Source organism: Nitrospiraceae bacterium, from assembly GCA_035623075.1.
Taxonomy (GTDB): Bacteria; Nitrospirota; Nitrospiria; order Nitrospirales; family Nitrospiraceae; genus DASPUC01.
The window spans coordinates 64,017-78,999 of sequence record DASPUC010000005.1; the positions used below are offsets into that span (position 1 = coordinate 64,017).

Annotated in this window: 15 protein-coding genes; 6 read left to right on the top strand and 9 right to left on the bottom strand. The window is 56.5% G+C overall.

The features are described 5' to 3' along the window. The 6 genes from VEI50_01500 to moaC all read right to left on the bottom strand — a co-directional run bounded on the left by VEI50_01500 (position 1) and on the right by moaC (position 5,421). Entirely contained in the window at positions 1-1,296 is a 1,296-nt protein-coding gene (locus tag VEI50_01500; GenBank protein ID HXX73787.1) for a folylpolyglutamate synthase/dihydrofolate synthase family protein, read from the bottom strand. Between the two features lie 23 nt (positions 1,297-1,319). Next, positions 1,320-2,156 carry an acetyl-CoA carboxylase, carboxyltransferase subunit beta gene (gene accD / locus VEI50_01505; protein ID HXX73788.1) on the bottom strand — a complete coding sequence of 279 codons (837 nt, stop codon included), beginning with the start codon at positions 2,154-2,156 and terminating at the stop codon, positions 1,320-1,322. Positions 2,157-2,308: 152 nt separating this feature from the next. Then, positions 2,309-3,016, bottom strand: a complete 708-nt coding sequence (locus VEI50_01510; protein HXX73789.1) for a sulfite exporter TauE/SafE family protein — start codon at positions 3,014-3,016, stop codon at positions 2,309-2,311. 56 nt (positions 3,017-3,072) lie between these two features. Beyond that, positions 3,073-4,140: a GTP 3',8-cyclase MoaA gene (moaA, locus tag VEI50_01515; GenBank protein HXX73790.1), complete on the bottom strand. Its 1,068-nt coding sequence runs from the start codon at positions 4,138-4,140 to the stop codon at positions 3,073-3,075. 55 nt (positions 4,141-4,195) lie between these two features. Next, positions 4,196-4,894 carry a molybdenum cofactor biosynthesis protein MoaE gene (locus VEI50_01520; protein HXX73791.1) on the bottom strand — a complete coding sequence of 233 codons (699 nt, stop codon included), beginning with the start codon at positions 4,892-4,894 and terminating at the stop codon, positions 4,196-4,198. 35 nt (positions 4,895-4,929) lie between these two features. Then, positions 4,930-5,421 (bottom strand): cyclic pyranopterin monophosphate synthase MoaC, encoded by a 492-nt coding sequence (gene moaC, locus VEI50_01525; protein ID HXX73792.1) that lies wholly within the window; start codon positions 5,419-5,421, stop codon positions 4,930-4,932. A gap of 131 nt (positions 5,422-5,552) precedes the next feature. Here moaC and VEI50_01530 point away from each other — a divergent pair, with 131 nt between their 5' ends. The 5 genes from VEI50_01530 to VEI50_01550 all read left to right on the top strand — a co-directional run bounded on the left by VEI50_01530 (position 5,553) and on the right by VEI50_01550 (position 10,427). Then, positions 5,553-6,503 carry a dihydroneopterin aldolase gene (locus tag VEI50_01530; GenBank protein ID HXX73793.1) on the top strand — a complete coding sequence of 317 codons (951 nt, stop codon included), beginning with the start codon at positions 5,553-5,555 and terminating at the stop codon, positions 6,501-6,503. Next, on the top strand, positions 6,490-7,338 hold the full coding sequence (locus VEI50_01535; GenBank protein ID HXX73794.1) for a PHP domain-containing protein: 849 nt from the start codon (positions 6,490-6,492) through the stop codon (positions 7,336-7,338). The genes VEI50_01530 and VEI50_01535 overlap by 14 nt, the downstream gene beginning before the upstream one ends. 119 nt (positions 7,339-7,457) lie before the next feature. Continuing rightward, positions 7,458-8,849: a serine/threonine-protein kinase gene (locus VEI50_01540; GenBank protein HXX73795.1), complete on the top strand. Its 1,392-nt coding sequence runs from the start codon at positions 7,458-7,460 to the stop codon at positions 8,847-8,849. 12 nt (positions 8,850-8,861) lie between these two features. Next, positions 8,862-9,674, top strand: a complete 813-nt coding sequence (locus tag VEI50_01545; protein HXX73796.1) for a Stp1/IreP family PP2C-type Ser/Thr phosphatase — start codon at positions 8,862-8,864, stop codon at positions 9,672-9,674. Between the two features lie 36 nt (positions 9,675-9,710). Next, positions 9,711-10,427: an FHA domain-containing protein gene (locus VEI50_01550; GenBank protein ID HXX73797.1), complete on the top strand. Its 717-nt coding sequence runs from the start codon at positions 9,711-9,713 to the stop codon at positions 10,425-10,427. A gap of 258 nt (positions 10,428-10,685) precedes the next feature. On the opposite strand, the gene VEI50_01555 is transcribed toward VEI50_01550, so the two are convergent. The 3 genes from VEI50_01555 to VEI50_01565 form a co-directional block, all read right to left on the bottom strand. Further along, the gene (locus VEI50_01555; GenBank protein HXX73798.1) at positions 10,686-11,315 is read right to left on the bottom strand and encodes a cysteine rich repeat-containing protein; all 630 of its coding nucleotides are present in this window, start codon (positions 11,313-11,315) and stop codon (positions 10,686-10,688) included. Positions 11,316-11,449: 134 nt separating this feature from the next. Then, the gene (locus VEI50_01560; GenBank protein ID HXX73799.1) at positions 11,450-12,463 is read right to left on the bottom strand and encodes a hypothetical protein; all 1,014 of its coding nucleotides are present in this window, start codon (positions 12,461-12,463) and stop codon (positions 11,450-11,452) included. A 136-nt stretch (positions 12,464-12,599) separates the two neighbouring features. Continuing rightward, complete coding sequence (locus VEI50_01565; protein ID HXX73800.1) at positions 12,600-13,013, bottom strand: secondary thiamine-phosphate synthase enzyme YjbQ; 414 nt, start codon at positions 13,011-13,013, stop codon at positions 12,600-12,602. 119 nt (positions 13,014-13,132) lie between these two features. On the opposite strand from VEI50_01565, the gene VEI50_01570 reads away from it, so the two are divergent. Further along, positions 13,133-14,905 (top strand): adenosylcobalamin-dependent ribonucleoside-diphosphate reductase, encoded by a 1,773-nt coding sequence (locus tag VEI50_01570; GenBank protein HXX73801.1) that lies wholly within the window; start codon positions 13,133-13,135, stop codon positions 14,903-14,905. The last annotated feature ends 78 nt before the right edge of the window (positions 14,906-14,983 follow it).

Consider the following 14,983-nt stretch of genomic DNA (forward strand, 5'->3'; position numbering starts at 1 on the left):
TCAACCCCGGACTGGTGAAAGCCCACAACCGCGGTAGATTGCCGTTACCTCTCCCACGAGCATCAATGAACCTGTCACGCAGATTACGTCGTCCGGGCCAGCCAATCGCTTTGCCAGCGCAAGCGCATCGGCTGGTACCGGTGCCTCATGGAAAGAGGGCAGCCAGTCCTGCAGCGCAACGCGGAGTTCTGGGACGGTTGCGGATCGAGGAAGATCGGCTTGGGTTACCACCACTTCTCCGACGAGAGGTCGGAGCGGCATGAGAAAGCCCCGATGGTTCTTATCCCGCATCATTCCGAACACCAAAATGAGCCGTCCCCGAGGTCTCTCCCGCAACATCTCGCCCAACGAGTCCGCTAAAACAGCCGCTGCAGCGGGATTGTGGGCTCCGTCCAGCACGACGGTTGGACATCGCTCCACAATCTCAAGACGGCCTTCCCATTTGACCGAACGCAACCCCTCTCGAACTGCGTCATCTGAGACAGGAAATCCCTCCCCCTCAGCGGCCTCTAACAGGGCCGTCGCAGAGGCAGCGTTATCCAGTTGGTGCCGACCTGCTAATGGGCAGGTGAGTCCTGCTCGACACCTGTTGGCACCCTGATAGTCAAACCAGCTGGTCGACGACCCAATGGTCCGAAAATCACGGTTCAGTCGACGCAATGGAGCCTGTCGTTCCCTAGCAATCCGTTCGATGGTCTGCTCGGCTTCCTCGTCCAGCCGCCCCACAACGACCGGGATTCTCGATTTAATGATCCCGGCTTTTTCCGCTGCGATCGACGCCAGAGTCTTACCGAGATATTCCTGGTGATCCAGCGCGATGGTGGTAATGGCACATGCAGCCGGCTGCACAATGTTCGTAGCGTCAAACCGTCCACCGAGCCCGACCTCCACAACGGCCACATCAATGGAAGAATCGGCAAAGTATTGGAAGGCCATCGCCGTCGTACATTCGAAAAAGGTTGGTGACAGATCTTGCCGGCACACATCGCGAATCTGCTGAGTGAGGTGGGAGACGCACCCTTCATCGATCATCGTCCCGTTCACGCGAATTCGTTCTCGAAAGTCCACAAGATGAGGAGAGGTGTAGAGCCCGACCCGGAATCCACCGGCCTGCAAGACTGCCGCGGTCATGGCCGCGGTCGAACCTTTCCCGTTTGTCCCTGCTATGTGTAACGCGCGAAACCGTCTGTGCGGCGAATCCAGTCGCGCCATCAGTGCCGCCATCGTCTCAAGTCCCAGCTTGATACCATGCTTCTGCAAACTATAGAGGTAGGCGATGGCGGCCGAATAAGTCATGCTGTGTGAAGAGGAACGAGGAACTAGAAATGACTGACGAGGGTGCTGACAGTTTCTTTCAGCTGCTTCCGCTCGACGATCATATCGATCATGCCATGTTCCAGCAGAAACTCGGCGCGCTGGAACTGATCCGGCAACTGCTGTTTGATCGTCTGCTCGATGACACGAGGACCGGCAAATCCGATCAACGCTTTCGGCTCAGCAATAATGACGTCGCCCAACATCGCAATGCTTGCTGTCACTCCACCGAACGTGGGATCGGCCAACAAGCATATAAGGGGCAACTTGGCTTCGCCGAGTTTTGCCACAGCTGCGGAGGTTTTCGCCATTTGCATCAACGACAAGATTCCCTCTTGCATGCGAGCCCCGCCGGATGCCGTAACCAGAATCACCGGGAGTCTAGCGTCGAGTGCGCGATCAATGGCACGACATATCTTCTCGCCGACGACCGATCCCATGCTCCCACCCATGAACCCGAAATCGAACACGCACAATACAACACGGCGGCCGTTGATGTGGCCTTCACCGATTACCATCGCATCTTTCCGACCGGTTTTTTCTTGTTGGGCCTTCACACGATCCTTGTAGGGTTTCGTATCATGGAAATTGAGGGGGTCCTGCGGACCAAGTTCCACGTCCCACTCCTTAAACGTCCCGAGGTCGACTAACAGTGCGACCCGTTCCATCACTGAAATCGGAAAGTGATACTCGCACTTCGGACAAACTTTATTGTTCCGCTCTACTTCTTTGCGATAGACGATCTCACGACAGTGGTTGCACTTCAGCCACATGCCTTCAGCGACCTTGGAGCGCTTGGGAGGTTCCGTCTCAGTGCCTTTTTGCTTCTTGAACCAGGCCATCGTCCTTTCCTCTCACTTAACCGTCAACAATCGACCGACATTCCTTCACAGGGACGTTCTGTTCTACACTCAGCTTGCCCACGCTGTGGAGAATAACATACCGTCCTTGAGGACGCACGAGGATTTCCGAGAACAGACCATGCCTGGCTTCGTCACAGCAGATGGTTGCCAGAAACAATCTGCATCATAATGGCGATGCCGAGCCCGATACTGCTGAGACTAGCCAGCCCTTGCACTGCGAAGAAGACCTGTCGTCCGACAGACAGAGACCACAAGACCGGGACCGAGATTGCGAGGCCGATGAGCATCATGCCGAGAATGGACCCCACTCCGAAGACGGCTATATAGAGCATCCCGGCTGTCATGCTCTTGGCTGTGGCAAGCACCACAAGCAACAACGCCGCCGACCCGGCGAGACCATGGATCATGCCGATACAGAGCGGCTGGATGGAATCTCGCAACCAATGCGGATGACGGTGATCGGCATTGAGGTGGTGACTATGCAGGTGGAGATGTTGTTCACCATCGTGTTCGTGCTGATGGAAATGCCATCGCTCTTTGGAAAGCTTGAAAGCAAGCACGGACCCTAGAACGAACAGCATCACGCCGACTCCGAACTCGGCTGTGCGGGCAAGGAACTCAGGAATCTCAACCCGCAACGCCAGCACGACGGCCCCGACCAGCAGCAGGATAAGTGTGTGCCCGAGTCCCCAACTGAACCCAATGATGCCGGACGCCCGCATGGAGGGCCTCCGTGCAAGGATTGTCGAAACTGCCGCGATATGGTCTGTATCGAGCGCGTGCCTAAGCCCGAGCACAAAGCCTAATCCGAGAATGGTCACTATTTCTGTATCAGACATGAACAAACACGGTTCGGTAAGGAGCGGATTGATTCCTCGAAAGGAGCCCCCGCACGTCACCCCCCTCGTGCGTGCATTTCGAGGTGCGGATCTTCGCGAAGCCGATCGATCCCGATCAAGCCACCATCCCGTAGCCCAACCGGTTCCAGGGCCTTGCGTGCTTCGGCGCCTCGATCGCGGCGACCTTCCCATCCCGCCCTGATGATCGCCCGCATGTCCTCAGGCGAGACCCCGGCCCGTAACGGTTTTCTGAGATCAGTGCCGACCGTAGCATAGAGGCAGAGATACCACATCCCGTCTGCCGTCACGCGGCTTCGGTCGCATGTCGAACAGAACGGGGTCGTTGTTGACGGAATGATGCCGAATACGGTTCCGTCGGGGAGTTGAAACCGTTGAGCCGGAGCGGAGCCACGTTCCGGCAGAGGTTCGATGTGGCCGTAATGCTTGCCGAGAATCTGCAGCATCGCAGCGCGCGATAAGACCTTATCGAGCGACCAGTCATTGGCCCCACCGACATCCATATACTCGATAAACCGTATTTCTGCCCGATAATGCTTGGCGAATTCGATGAGTTGAACGAGTTCGTCGTCATTGAACCCGTGAATGGCAACGGTATCGAGCTTCAATCCCGTAAACCCAACGCGACCAACCGACTCGATGCCCTCCAATACGCGGGCATATTCATCGCGACGCGTCAGCTGACGAAATCTCTCAGGGCGCAACGTGTCCAAACTCACGGTGATACGATGCAATCCTGCGTCATACAAGTCCTGGGCTTGATCGGCAAGAAGGATTCCGTTTGTGGTCAACGCAATGTCCATAATCTTCCGGTTTTGCATCAGGAGCCGAACCAATCGTGGGAGGTCGCGCCGGAGCAGCGGTTCCCCGCCCGTCAAGCGAACCCGATCCACGCCCACATCCGTAAAATAGTCCGTTAACGTGGCCATCTCCTCAAACGTGAGTACATCTTCCCGCGGCAGCCAGACATACTCCTCCTCCGGCATACAGTACTGACAGCGCAGATTGCATCGGTCCGTCACGGAGAGGCGTAGACTCTTGAGCGGCCGGCCGAACATATCAGTAGCGGGGAGGAAGGAAGGATCGACCGCTGATTGGTTACTCATTGATTGCATGGCTGTTCATAAACGAATTACGCTTCACGAGCGACATCTCAGCACATCAGGGATGCTCCTCGACCCAGACCTCCCCCTCAGGTGTGTGTTCCAACTTCCAGATTGGGGTGATCTGCTTCAACTCGTCGATCGTCCATTTGCATGCCCGAAACGCTTCGGCTCGATGCTCGGCCCCGACCACGATCAGCACAATATTCTCGCCGATCCCGATTTCTCCGTAACGGTGGAGAATCAGCACTTCAAGCACGTCGAAATCTTTGAGCGCCCGTTCACGAATTTCTCGAAGCTTTTTCTGCGCCATGCCTTCGTAATGTTCGAAGGTGATACTGTCCACATCCCGGCCTTTCGATCGATCTCGCGCCGTCCCGAGAAAGATCGAGATCCCGCCGATCCGCTTCGACCGGCTTCGGACGCGGTCGATCTCCTTGTCCACAGAGAAATCCTCCCGCTGCACCCGGACGAACTCAGCATCGTCATGGACCTGATCCATGGGACATCCCCCTGCGAACGGCGGCAGGAGCGCTACCTCGTCGCCATCGTGAATCGTCGTGTCCTCGTGCGCGATTTCCTGGTTTACCGATAGGAGAATTTTTTTCTTAAGGATCAGTTCCCCGATCGCCGGATATCCAGTCTCGATCATGCTCACAAGGTCTTTCACCCGTCGCCCATTCAGGAGGTTCAAGGACAATGCGCCTTGATTTCCCGCCAACGCCTTCGTCATCCCGAAAAGCCGGACTGTGACCACGATAGCGCCTTTCCAATAAGGCAATCGATCGGACCCTAGGCCCTAGTAAACGTACCGGACCTGCCTCCGGATTTGGAAAGCAAACACACTTCACTGAAGCTCATGCCCCGATCAATTGCCTTGCACATGTCGTAGATTGTAAGCGCCGCCACCGACGCAGCAGTCAGGGCTTCCATTTCCACGCCGGTGGGTCCGGTCGTCTTGACTGTCGCCGTGATCGTGATCGAGCAACGGCCTTCTCGATCCGGCTGCGTCTCTTCTTTGAAGGAGATGTCCACACTGGTGAGGAGAATGGGATGACACATGGGAACGAGATCCGGGGTCTTTTTTGCCCCCATGACCCCGGCAACCTGAGCGACCGACAAGACATCGCCTTTTGCAATCTTGCCGCGTTGGATCTTTTCAAGAGTTTCCGGCTGGAGGAGAACCTTTGCCTGCGCCGTGGCAACCCGCTCGGTTGCATCCTTCGCGCTGACATCGACCATCCGAGCACGACCCGCTTCGTTGAAGTGCGTGAACTCAGCCATTTTCCTCAATGAATCAGGCAGTTGCAGAGAAACCCGATCAGATTATAGGTGGCTCTTAAACAGCGAGTCAAGCTCGGGTCCTCCTAACGGACTGCTTGACAGTCGAAATTTCAATCCTGGAGAATGGCGACATGGCTCGTCAGATCATCATCGAACGGCTTGAATTTCAAGGATGTTGTGGAGTAACGGCAGAAGAACGCCATCGGCCGCAACCACTGGCTATCGATTTGGAGCTTGAGTGTGAGGTGGAACCAGGTCATGTGCCGGACAATGTTCAGGATGTCGTCGATTATGCTCAAGTTATTGAACGGATCGTTGAGTTGGGTACGACTCAAGTATGTATACTCCTCGAAACCCTCGGCGAGCACATTCTCACGATGCTGTTCACCGAATTTCCTGTTGATCGGGTGAAGCTCTGGCTCCGGAAACTCGCCCCGCCGCTTCTCTATAGCACCGGATCCGTAGGAGTGCAGATGGACCGAACCCGCATGGCTCACCCCCTGCATCTCCCCGATGCAACAGCCGCTCGCTTCCTCACCCAACAACTGCACTGGTTGCCAAAGGGCCGGGCACTTGATGTCGCGGCAGGCTCCGGCCGCAATGCCTTGTATTTGGCTTCACATGGTTTCCAAGTCGATGCGCTCGACCGCGATGAGCAGCGATTGGCCAATCTTGCTGCAATGGCGAAACAACAGAATTTGCCGGGCTTGAGCGTGCAGACCGTCGATCTGGAGCGATCCACCGACGACCGACCGGAATTCCCCAAGAGCACCTATGACGTCATCTTGGTGTTCTTCTACCTTCACCGGCCACTCTTTCCGTGGCTGATAGAGGCATTGAAGCCGAATGGCGTCCTGATCTACGAAACGTTTTCCATTGAGAATTATTTCCGGCATCATCATCCCCGGCGGTGGGAGTTCTGCCTAGCGCAGAACGAACTCCTCCGTCTCACGTCGGATCTTCGGGTCCTCTCCTACGATGAGGGCGAGCACAACGGTGATCACGGTCTGGTTCCTGCCTTCACGGCGCAGCTCGTCGCGAAAAAATCCGGACTTGCAGAGCGGTCTCATGGGCTGCATTGACCTCCATCTCCATACCACGCACTCTGACGGGAGCCTGCGACCAGCCGATGTTCTTACCCTCGCCCAGAAAGCGGGGGTCTCGGCACTGGCGATCACGGACCACGACATCATGGACGGTCTCCCCGAAGCGATGGCGGTAGGGACTCAACTCGGAATCGAGGTACTTCCCGGCGTGGAAATCAGCTCCTTTGACGGTAAAGGCGAGCTTCATATTCTTGGCTATTGCCTCAACTGGCGGGATGAAAAGCTCCAGAGCCGCTTAGCCGTGCTGCGTGCCAGCCGGCACCGTCGCAACCCACTCATCGTCGAACGGCTCCAGGCGATGGGGCTGGAGCTCACCTATGACGAAGTCAGGGCCTTGGCAGGAACAGAATCTGTCGGCCGGCCGCATATTGCCCGAGTCTTGATGGAGAAAGGATACGTAACCTCTGCTAAAGAAGCCTTCGACCGCTATCTTGCAGAAGGCCGACCGGGGTATGTTGCACGTGAGTTACCGAGCCCAGCTGAAGCCATTAGCTGGATCAAGGAGGCACAGGGCGTCGCAGTGTTGGCCCATCCTACCTGGGTGAAAGAATCTGATACCGCCTTGCCTGCATTCGTCCGAGCCCTCAAAGACAATGGGCTCGGCGGTATCGAAGTCCATTACAGCACCCATACGCAACAGCAGACCATGCGGTTCCTCGAACTTGCCAAACAGTTCGACCTATTGGTCACAGGAGGAAGCGACTTCCATGGGCTGACCAAACCTGACATCGAGGTAGGGGTAGGTCGTGGAAGTCTAAAAGTTCCAGAACAGTTGCTCGCTCCCTTGAAGGAAGCGGCAACGCGGTCGTGATCGTTGCTTCTCCCTGCTCTTAATCGATCCTACCGTGCTCGCATGTTTTCGCCTATTCGTTGACTCTCTGCTGCCATCCGCTAGACTTTGACACATCCATCGGAACCCTGATCGCGATCATGTCGACACGCTGGAACTGGATCGGTCCGTATAGTTTTGCCATCTTAGCGGCGCTCGTCGCCGGCCCCCTGCTCAGTAGTCTCTCCCTTGTTCAGGCGCTGTCGATCAACTCTCTTCAACTAAGCGGTCCCAACGTTGTCCGGTTAGTCGCCGATGGCGTCGCTCTCATACTCCTTTGGCTGATGGCTGCCGCCGCCTTCCGGGAAATTCCCGATAACGGCCGCGGGTTGGGTTTTTTCCGCAGCCTCATTCTCCCGATCACAGCTCTTCTGACAGTAATCTTTACGAACAAGGCAATGAAGACCGTCGGGCTCCCCTTTGTGGAACAGATCGGCAGCACTCGGTATGCATGGGGTTATGCGATCAGTCTCTTGGTTGCCGGCTGCTGGTTTACGTTGGCCTGGATGCTTCATCTCCAGGCTCTGCGGGCAGTCTGGTCCTCCCCGGTTCATTCTCGTACGGTCATCCGAACCGACCAAGAATTGGCTGACTTAGAAGAGACGGTGACGACACGAACCGAACCGACGAGTAAACCGGTACCGTTGGCCACCAATGGTCAGACTCCGGCAATGCTCGGACGGTACAAAGTCTTGAAGGAACTCGGGCGCGGCGCAATGGGGGTGGTGTATCTGGGAAAAGATCCAAAAATCCAACGATTTGTCGCCATTAAAACCATGAAGCTCGACGAAATCGATGACGATCAGAAACTGCGGGATTTCAAAGCCCGATTTTTCCGTGAAGCTGAATCGACCGGACGCATGTCTCACCCCAACATCGTCACGATCTATGACGCCGGGGAAGAACAGAACCTCGCCTTCATTGCGATGGAACTGCTCGAGGGAATCCCTCTGAAACAATATGCCCGGAAACCAAACCTGCTCCCCCCGAGGGACGTCGTCTCGATACTCGCAACCGTCGCTGATGCCCTTGATTATGCTCATCAGCAAGGTGTTGTCCATCGAGACATCAAGCCGGCCAACATCATGATCACAAAAGACCAAACCGTGAAGGTGATGGATTTCGGCATTGCCAAGATGGCCTCGAGTAACAAGACCCAAACTGACATCGTGCTCGGAACACCGACCTACATGTCGCCGGAGCAGATCGCCGGGAAGAAGGTCGACGGACGGTCCGACATCTTCTCGCTGGGAATCGTCCTGTTCGAGCTTCTCGCAGGACAGCCGCCGTTCACGGCGGACAATTTATCAGCCCTGCTCTTCACCATTACCCACAATCCCCATCCCGCCATTCATTCGTTTCGGAATGATCTCTCCCCCATAGTGCAGGAGATCCTCGATCGAGCACTACAGAAAGAATTGCCGCAACGATACCGCAGGGCCGGAGAGTTGGCCCAAGATCTCCGCGCGTGCCTTCAGAGCCTGGCTGCTTGAGAAAGGTTCTTCATGCCGATCGAGATCCTCCACTGCGCGAGAACCGACATCGGGCTTAAGCGCCATCGCAACGAAGATCGCTTCTGCGCGAATCATGACCTCGGGCTGTACGTCGTCTGTGACGGAATGGGTGGGGAAAATGCCGGAGACATCGCCAGTTCCCTGGCCGTCGGCACCATTCAAACATACATGGCAGACACTGTGCGTCGATCCGACCTGCCGTTCGTCGGTCCGTACGACGCCACCGTCTCTTCAATGACAAACCGGCTCGCCAGCGCCATCAGGCTGGCGAACCAGACGATTCATCAAGAGTCCTGGACGCATTCGAACTGTGTCGGCATGGGCACCACGGTTGTGGCGGCACATCTTTCCGGCGAGATGCTCTCCATCGCCCACGTCGGGGACAGCCGGCTCTACCTCGCCCGCGGAAACACCCTTCATGCGTTGACGACGGATCATTCGTGGGTCGCTGACCAAGTCCTGAACGGCGTTCTGACGGAAGAAGAGGCAGAGCAGTCATCACGGAAGAACATCGTCACGCGCGCGCTCGGAGTCGAGAGTGCCGTAGAGGTAGAGCTCGGCGAAATGGCGGTCATGCCGGGCGATGTGCTCTTGCTCTGTTCGGACGGACTGACGCGAGGGGTCCGAACTCCAGAGATACTTCAGGCACTCCGTGACGAATGCAACGTGGAATGGAAAGCCGATCGATTGATCATGATGGCGAATCGCGCCGGAGGGGATGACAACACCACTGTTCTTGTCGTCACGGTCCAACAAGCCGACCAGCCCGGGCTGTGGGAACAATTTCGCACACGATTCTTGTAACCATGTGAGCTGAGACTGAAAGAGGAGGGATCACCGATGCCGCACACTGCCACCGCACAGGCGAAACTGCTCGTCAAATTGCACGGCCAAGCTTCGAAGATGATTGACCTCGTGACAGAGGGCTTTGCCATCGGACGCAAGGCTGATAATGATCTTTCGATCGACGACCAGAGCATCTCGAGTCACCACGCACGAATCAGTAAGGTACAGTCGGTCTTTTTTATTGAAGACTTGAAGAGCACGAATGGCACGTCCGTCAATGAGAAGCGAATCGATCGGCATCAGCTGCGAGATGGAGACATTATCTCGATCGGCCAACACCGTCTGATCTTTCAAGATATCAGCGAGGCTGAAACTACCCCCGTCGCCGCATCCATGGATATGGACAAGACGATGGTTCTCGTGGGGGGGAGTCAACTTCAGACTCCGGCTGCTCCGGCCGCACGCCTCTTGGTGACGTCGGGCAAAACCGATCAGATGGAATACACCCTGGCGAAACAGGTGGCACTCATTGGATCTCAAGAGGATGCGACGATTCGCCTGACTGGATGGTTCGCGCCCAAATCTGCTGCACGCGTGACCCGTCGAGGGATTCAATACTCCATCAGTCCGACACAGAATGCGAAGAAAATTCTGGTGAATGGAAAGGAGGTTGTCACGCAGCAGGAACTCAAAAACGGGGACCAGATAGAGGTGGCGGGTGTCACCCTCTCGTTTTTCCTCACGCCTCCTTCCAAAACCCAGCCTCGGTAGCGGTTTAGAGACGAGCGGTCGTTGAAAAGCAGTCCGATCGCTTGGAGACACCCCAGAGCAAACCGCCCTGTATAACATCAGAACACCCCGCAGGATGTTCACACAGGCCTTCCAGCTGGACCACCGCGAGTGAAGCGATGAGGCCGGGATTTTGTGCCGGACTGCGACTCCCTGAGCGACGGGAGAACCAAGTCTGGGAAAGACGCCTCGTGGCTGTCGGGTAACGTAGGTGAGACGGAGGACTTTTTTAATATTCTGTTAGTGTTTGAAGTACACCGTGCCCTTAGGCAGAGTCTGATAGCACCGATCCGATATATCCTGCGCATGTTCTTGGAGGCACTGGACAACGTTGCCTGACCCCGGTGTGATCGACGCGCAGTATCGCCTTACATCCTCCTGACAGGCTGTGATCATCCTCGTCCGCTCTTCTCTCCACTTGACGAATCGTTCTCGTATCAGCTGCTGGCATGGAAGAGCGAGTTGCTGCATGTGCTGCTCAATGCATTGACGACGCGCGGGACCATCTGACGAACCAGGACAGAACTGTTCGACTTCAGCCTCACACTTGAGTTTCGTAATTTGCTGAGATCGAGGATCCATGACCATTTCTGTGGAACTGTCCGTATGGGAACGTGGTACCGGTGCACTCTCCGGTTGGACGGCCGACTGGTCCTGCGAAGGCAGAGGCGGTGACGTCCGAATGGTGAGATCGAGAGTCGGTACGGTTGCAGACGGAGGCGCCGACGCTGCCGCGGTACGAGGAGGATCACTTGCAGTAAGTTCCTGCTGGGAAGGGAAGCTTGAGACGATCGTACCCCAGACGAGCCCAAGACTGAGAGCCGTAACCAACCATAAATACACTCTGCCGGACGACGCCTGCTGAGTCATGGTCCTTCCTCTCGTGAATTCATCCCAGCATAGGCCAAGCCTGTAGAAAAATCTATGAAATGTCCGGTTTTCGCGCGCGCGGGAGGAACGAGGTCGAGTAGAACGAGACGACGTCGGTGCCGGAACCGAAAATGTTAGTTTTCAGGAGTTTCGACGATGTGATTTTCGAATCGAGTACAGCCTTCAGCCAGCAAACGGTTGGTCAGCATTTCTCCCGGCCATTCGATGGGCAAATCAGCCGTAAATACCCACACATCTGGCGAGGTCCACACCGGACCGTGTTCCTCGGGCAGCTCGGGGTCGAACAGATCCGTCCAGACCGGCATGTAAACACCGTTCCCGCACTGAGTGTGAAGATGGACGATCGTGCGAGCGCGCACCAAGGGATCCAAGTCCCGCCACACAGCCGCAGTTTCGTCGGCCAGCCGATGAAGACGGACCGCATTTTGCGCATCAAATAATGCATAGGCGGCGTAGACTGGAGCTTCAATCGCATCCGGCGCAAAAGCTAGCTCCGGACATTGTTCGACCAGGCCTTCCGACAACGCACGACGGTGCCGATCCTCCAGCGAGTCCGGCAACCCGGCGTCCGGCGCACCGATCAGCTCAAACAGTAGGAACGCCGTATTTTCAACGGGGGGATAGAGTCGAGCGGCGATGGGCTGAGCCCGCTGGGAATCAGCCACGGCGTTCACGTGTTCATTGACCGATTGAAGCGTCAACGGCTCCAGCGTCGCATCCGTGAGCAATCGTGATTCCACCCGGACGACGGTTCCGGCCGGCAGACGAAGCGCGCGATGGAGCAAGTTCGCTGTGGCGACGGGATCGATCTTGAGTTTCAACGGATGGCTGAGATTCGCTTGGAGCGGAAGAGCTAGCGCAGCCATGACGGCATATAGCGGTTTCTCGTCAGCCTCCTCCTCCAACAACACCGTGCACGCGGACTCGGCCAGCAGATCAAAGAGCCACTCCGCCATGTCTTCATCGAGTGCGGCAAGCACCGTCAGCAGATCATGTTCACGCCCCTGTTCGATAAACGCCTGGAGCGTGTCGATCGCCGCCCCGGTATCGCCATGATCATGGCGGCGCGCATTGATCAGATGAATTAAATCTCGCGTAAGGGGATCCGGGCGTGACCAGCTCAGCATGTCGCACTCCCACGCAACCGGCGACTCAGTCCACGAACCGGTTTGTGTCCAGCCACCATGTTGCCAAACTTTCGCCCGAGGAGCAAGCACCAGATACATTTACTTCTGGCCATTAACCTCCTGTGTCGACGGCTCATCATTCACCGATCACCTTGATCAGCACTCGCTTGCGTCTGCGTCCGTCGAATTCTCCGTAGAAGATTTGCTCCCATGGACCAAAATCCAGCCGGCCCTTCGTAATCGCCACCACAACTTCCCGCCCCATCAATTGCCGTTTGATGTGAGCATCGGCATTATCCTCGCCGGTCTCGTTGTGGCGGTAGGTCGCTGATTGCGGAGCGATGGTTTCGAGAAACCGCTCGTAATCGTGGAGCAGTCCCGGCTCATCGTCGTTGATATACACACTCGCCGTAATGTGCATGGCATTGACGAGGACGAGTCCTTCCAGGACGCCACTTTTCTGGACGGCAGCCTCAACCTGAGGAGTAATGTTTACGAACGCGCGCCGTGTCTTTGTCTCAAACCAAAGTTCTTCTCGGTAGGATTTCATTTCTGTCAACCAGTGGGAGTAGCATTCTGCCGAATGTACCCTGGGGAAGCAAGCAATGGGTCATGGCCCTCGACCGTTGAGCACTTCCCCCGCTCCCGCTATACGGTATAATGCACACCATGCCTCGATCAGGCACGTCCGGCAAGGGCCGCCCGCCGAAGACTCCTTCTCTCCGGTTCTCCGCCAATGCGTTAACCGTCCTCCGTCGGCGTTACTTGGCCAAATCTCTGAGCGGGAAAATCATAGAAACGCCGGCGCAGTTGCTGTGGCGAACCGCGTCGGACGTTGCGTTGGCCGAACGACTGTATCCGGCCGATACCCGCCTGCCCGATGCAGCCAGGCAATTCTACGAATTAATGGCCCGACTCGAATTTCTTCCCAATTCGCCGACTCTCATGAACGCCGGGCGGCGGCTGCAACAACTCTCGGCGTGCTTTGTCCTTCCGGTCGAAGACTCTTTGGACTCCATTTTTGAAGCCGTCAAATTCCAGGCCTTGATTCATCAATCGGGCGGCGGGACCGGCTTCTCCTTCAGTCACCTCCGCCCGAAAGACGATCGCGTCGCTTCAACCAGCGGAGTTGCTTCAGGCCCGGTCTCCTTCATACGGATCTTTAACATGGCCACAGACGTCATCAAGCAAGGCGGCACGAGACGCGGAGCCAATATGGGCGTGCTGCGGGTGGACCACCCGGATATTTTGGAGTTCATCGGGGTCAAACAGAATTTGAGCGAGATGACGAATTTCAACTTGTCCGTTGGGATTACCGATGCGTTTATGCAGGCTGTCGAGCGCAACCGGACATATGCCCTGATCAATCCCCATGACGGCTCAACGGTTCGAAGCGTCTCTGCTCGAATGGTCTTTAACCGTCTCGTCGAAGCGGCCTGGGCAACCGGCGAGCCGGGCATGATTTTCCTCGACACGGTCAACCGCGCCAATCCGACGCCCCAACTCGGCACGATCGAATCGACCAACCCTTGCGGCGAGCAGCCGTTGTTGGCCCACGAGTCCTGTACGCTCGGATCGATCAATGTCGCCAAGTTCATCTCTCCCTCGAAAACCCATCCAGCAGTGGATTATGAACGGCTGGGCGACGCGGTTGCTCTCGCCGTTCGTTTCCTGGACAATGTCATCGACCGAAACCACTACCCTCTTCCCCAGATCGCTGCCGCAACAAGGCGGACAAGGAAAATCGGACTCGGCATCATGGGATTCGCCGATCTTCTGATCGCCCTGAACATTCGGTACGATACCCCGGAAGCTCTGGCGGTCGCGGAGTCGTTGATGAAGTTTGTGCAAGCCCGGGCACACAAGGCGTCGACCTATCTCGCGGCCGCGCGCGGGACCTTTCCAGCCTATCGAGCCAGCCGACTCAGCGCCACGGGCCAGCACCGTCGCAACGCCACCGTCACGACGATCGCTCCCACCGGCACCATTAGCATCATTGCCGATTGCTCGCCTGGCATTGAGCCGCTCTATGGGGTGCGAGTCGTCCGCACGGTCATGGAGGACGTGCGCCTGACCGGCTTACATCCGATGTTTGTTCATCGCGCGCGTGCTCTTGGCCTCGATCTTGCGAAACTTGAACGAGACGTGGCGGCTCACGAATCCATCCAACATCTCACGCAGATTCCTGCGGAGCTTCGCCGACTGTTCGTCACTGCACATGATGTGGCTCCCGATCAACATGTCCGTATGCAGGCCGTGTTTCAACGATACAGTGACAGCGGCGTATCGAAAACCATCAACTTGCCGGCGACCTCCACGCGCAAAGATGTTGCGGCAGCCTTTCGCTTGGCCTATCAACTGGGATGCAAAGGGTTGACCGTGTTCCGTTCAGGGAGCCGAGAAAAGCAGGTCCTCTCTTGCACTCAGATTCAAGCCTGTTGACCTGTGTAATACTCAAACCAATGGGAGAAATTCCCGAACGAAATTGACACCATCGGAGGATAATGATAAGTACTTCTC

Excerpts from the sequence above, each read along its gene's own strand:
- VEI50_01500 (HXX73787.1), bottom strand. The coding sequence starts at position 1,296 with ATGACTTATTCGGCCGCCATCGCCTACCTCTATAGTTTGCAGAAGCAT.
- accD (HXX73788.1), bottom strand. The coding sequence starts at position 2,156 with ATGGCCTGGTTCAAGAAGCAAAAAGGCACTGAGACGGAACCTCCCAAG.
- VEI50_01510 (HXX73789.1), bottom strand. The coding sequence starts at position 3,016 with ATGTCTGATACAGAAATAGTGACCATTCTCGGATTAGGCTTTGTGCTC.
- moaA (HXX73790.1), bottom strand. The coding sequence starts at position 4,140 with ATGAGTAACCAATCAGCGGTCGATCCTTCCTTCCTCCCCGCTACTGAT.
- moaC (HXX73792.1), bottom strand. The coding sequence starts at position 5,421 with ATGGCTGAGTTCACGCACTTCAACGAAGCGGGTCGTGCTCGGATGGTC.
- VEI50_01530 (HXX73793.1), top strand. The coding sequence starts at position 5,553 with ATGGCTCGTCAGATCATCATCGAACGGCTTGAATTTCAAGGATGTTGT.
- VEI50_01535 (HXX73794.1), top strand. The coding sequence starts at position 6,490 with ATGGGCTGCATTGACCTCCATCTCCATACCACGCACTCTGACGGGAGC.
- VEI50_01540 (HXX73795.1), top strand. The coding sequence starts at position 7,458 with ATGTCGACACGCTGGAACTGGATCGGTCCGTATAGTTTTGCCATCTTA.
- VEI50_01545 (HXX73796.1), top strand. The coding sequence starts at position 8,862 with ATGCCGATCGAGATCCTCCACTGCGCGAGAACCGACATCGGGCTTAAG.
- VEI50_01550 (HXX73797.1), top strand. The coding sequence starts at position 9,711 with ATGCCGCACACTGCCACCGCACAGGCGAAACTGCTCGTCAAATTGCAC.
- VEI50_01555 (HXX73798.1), bottom strand. The coding sequence starts at position 11,315 with ATGACTCAGCAGGCGTCGTCCGGCAGAGTGTATTTATGGTTGGTTACG.
- VEI50_01560 (HXX73799.1), bottom strand. The coding sequence starts at position 12,463 with ATGCTGAGCTGGTCACGCCCGGATCCCCTTACGCGAGATTTAATTCAT.
- VEI50_01565 (HXX73800.1), bottom strand. The coding sequence starts at position 13,013 with ATGAAATCCTACCGAGAAGAACTTTGGTTTGAGACAAAGACACGGCGC.
- VEI50_01570 (HXX73801.1), top strand. The coding sequence starts at position 13,133 with ATGCCTCGATCAGGCACGTCCGGCAAGGGCCGCCCGCCGAAGACTCCT.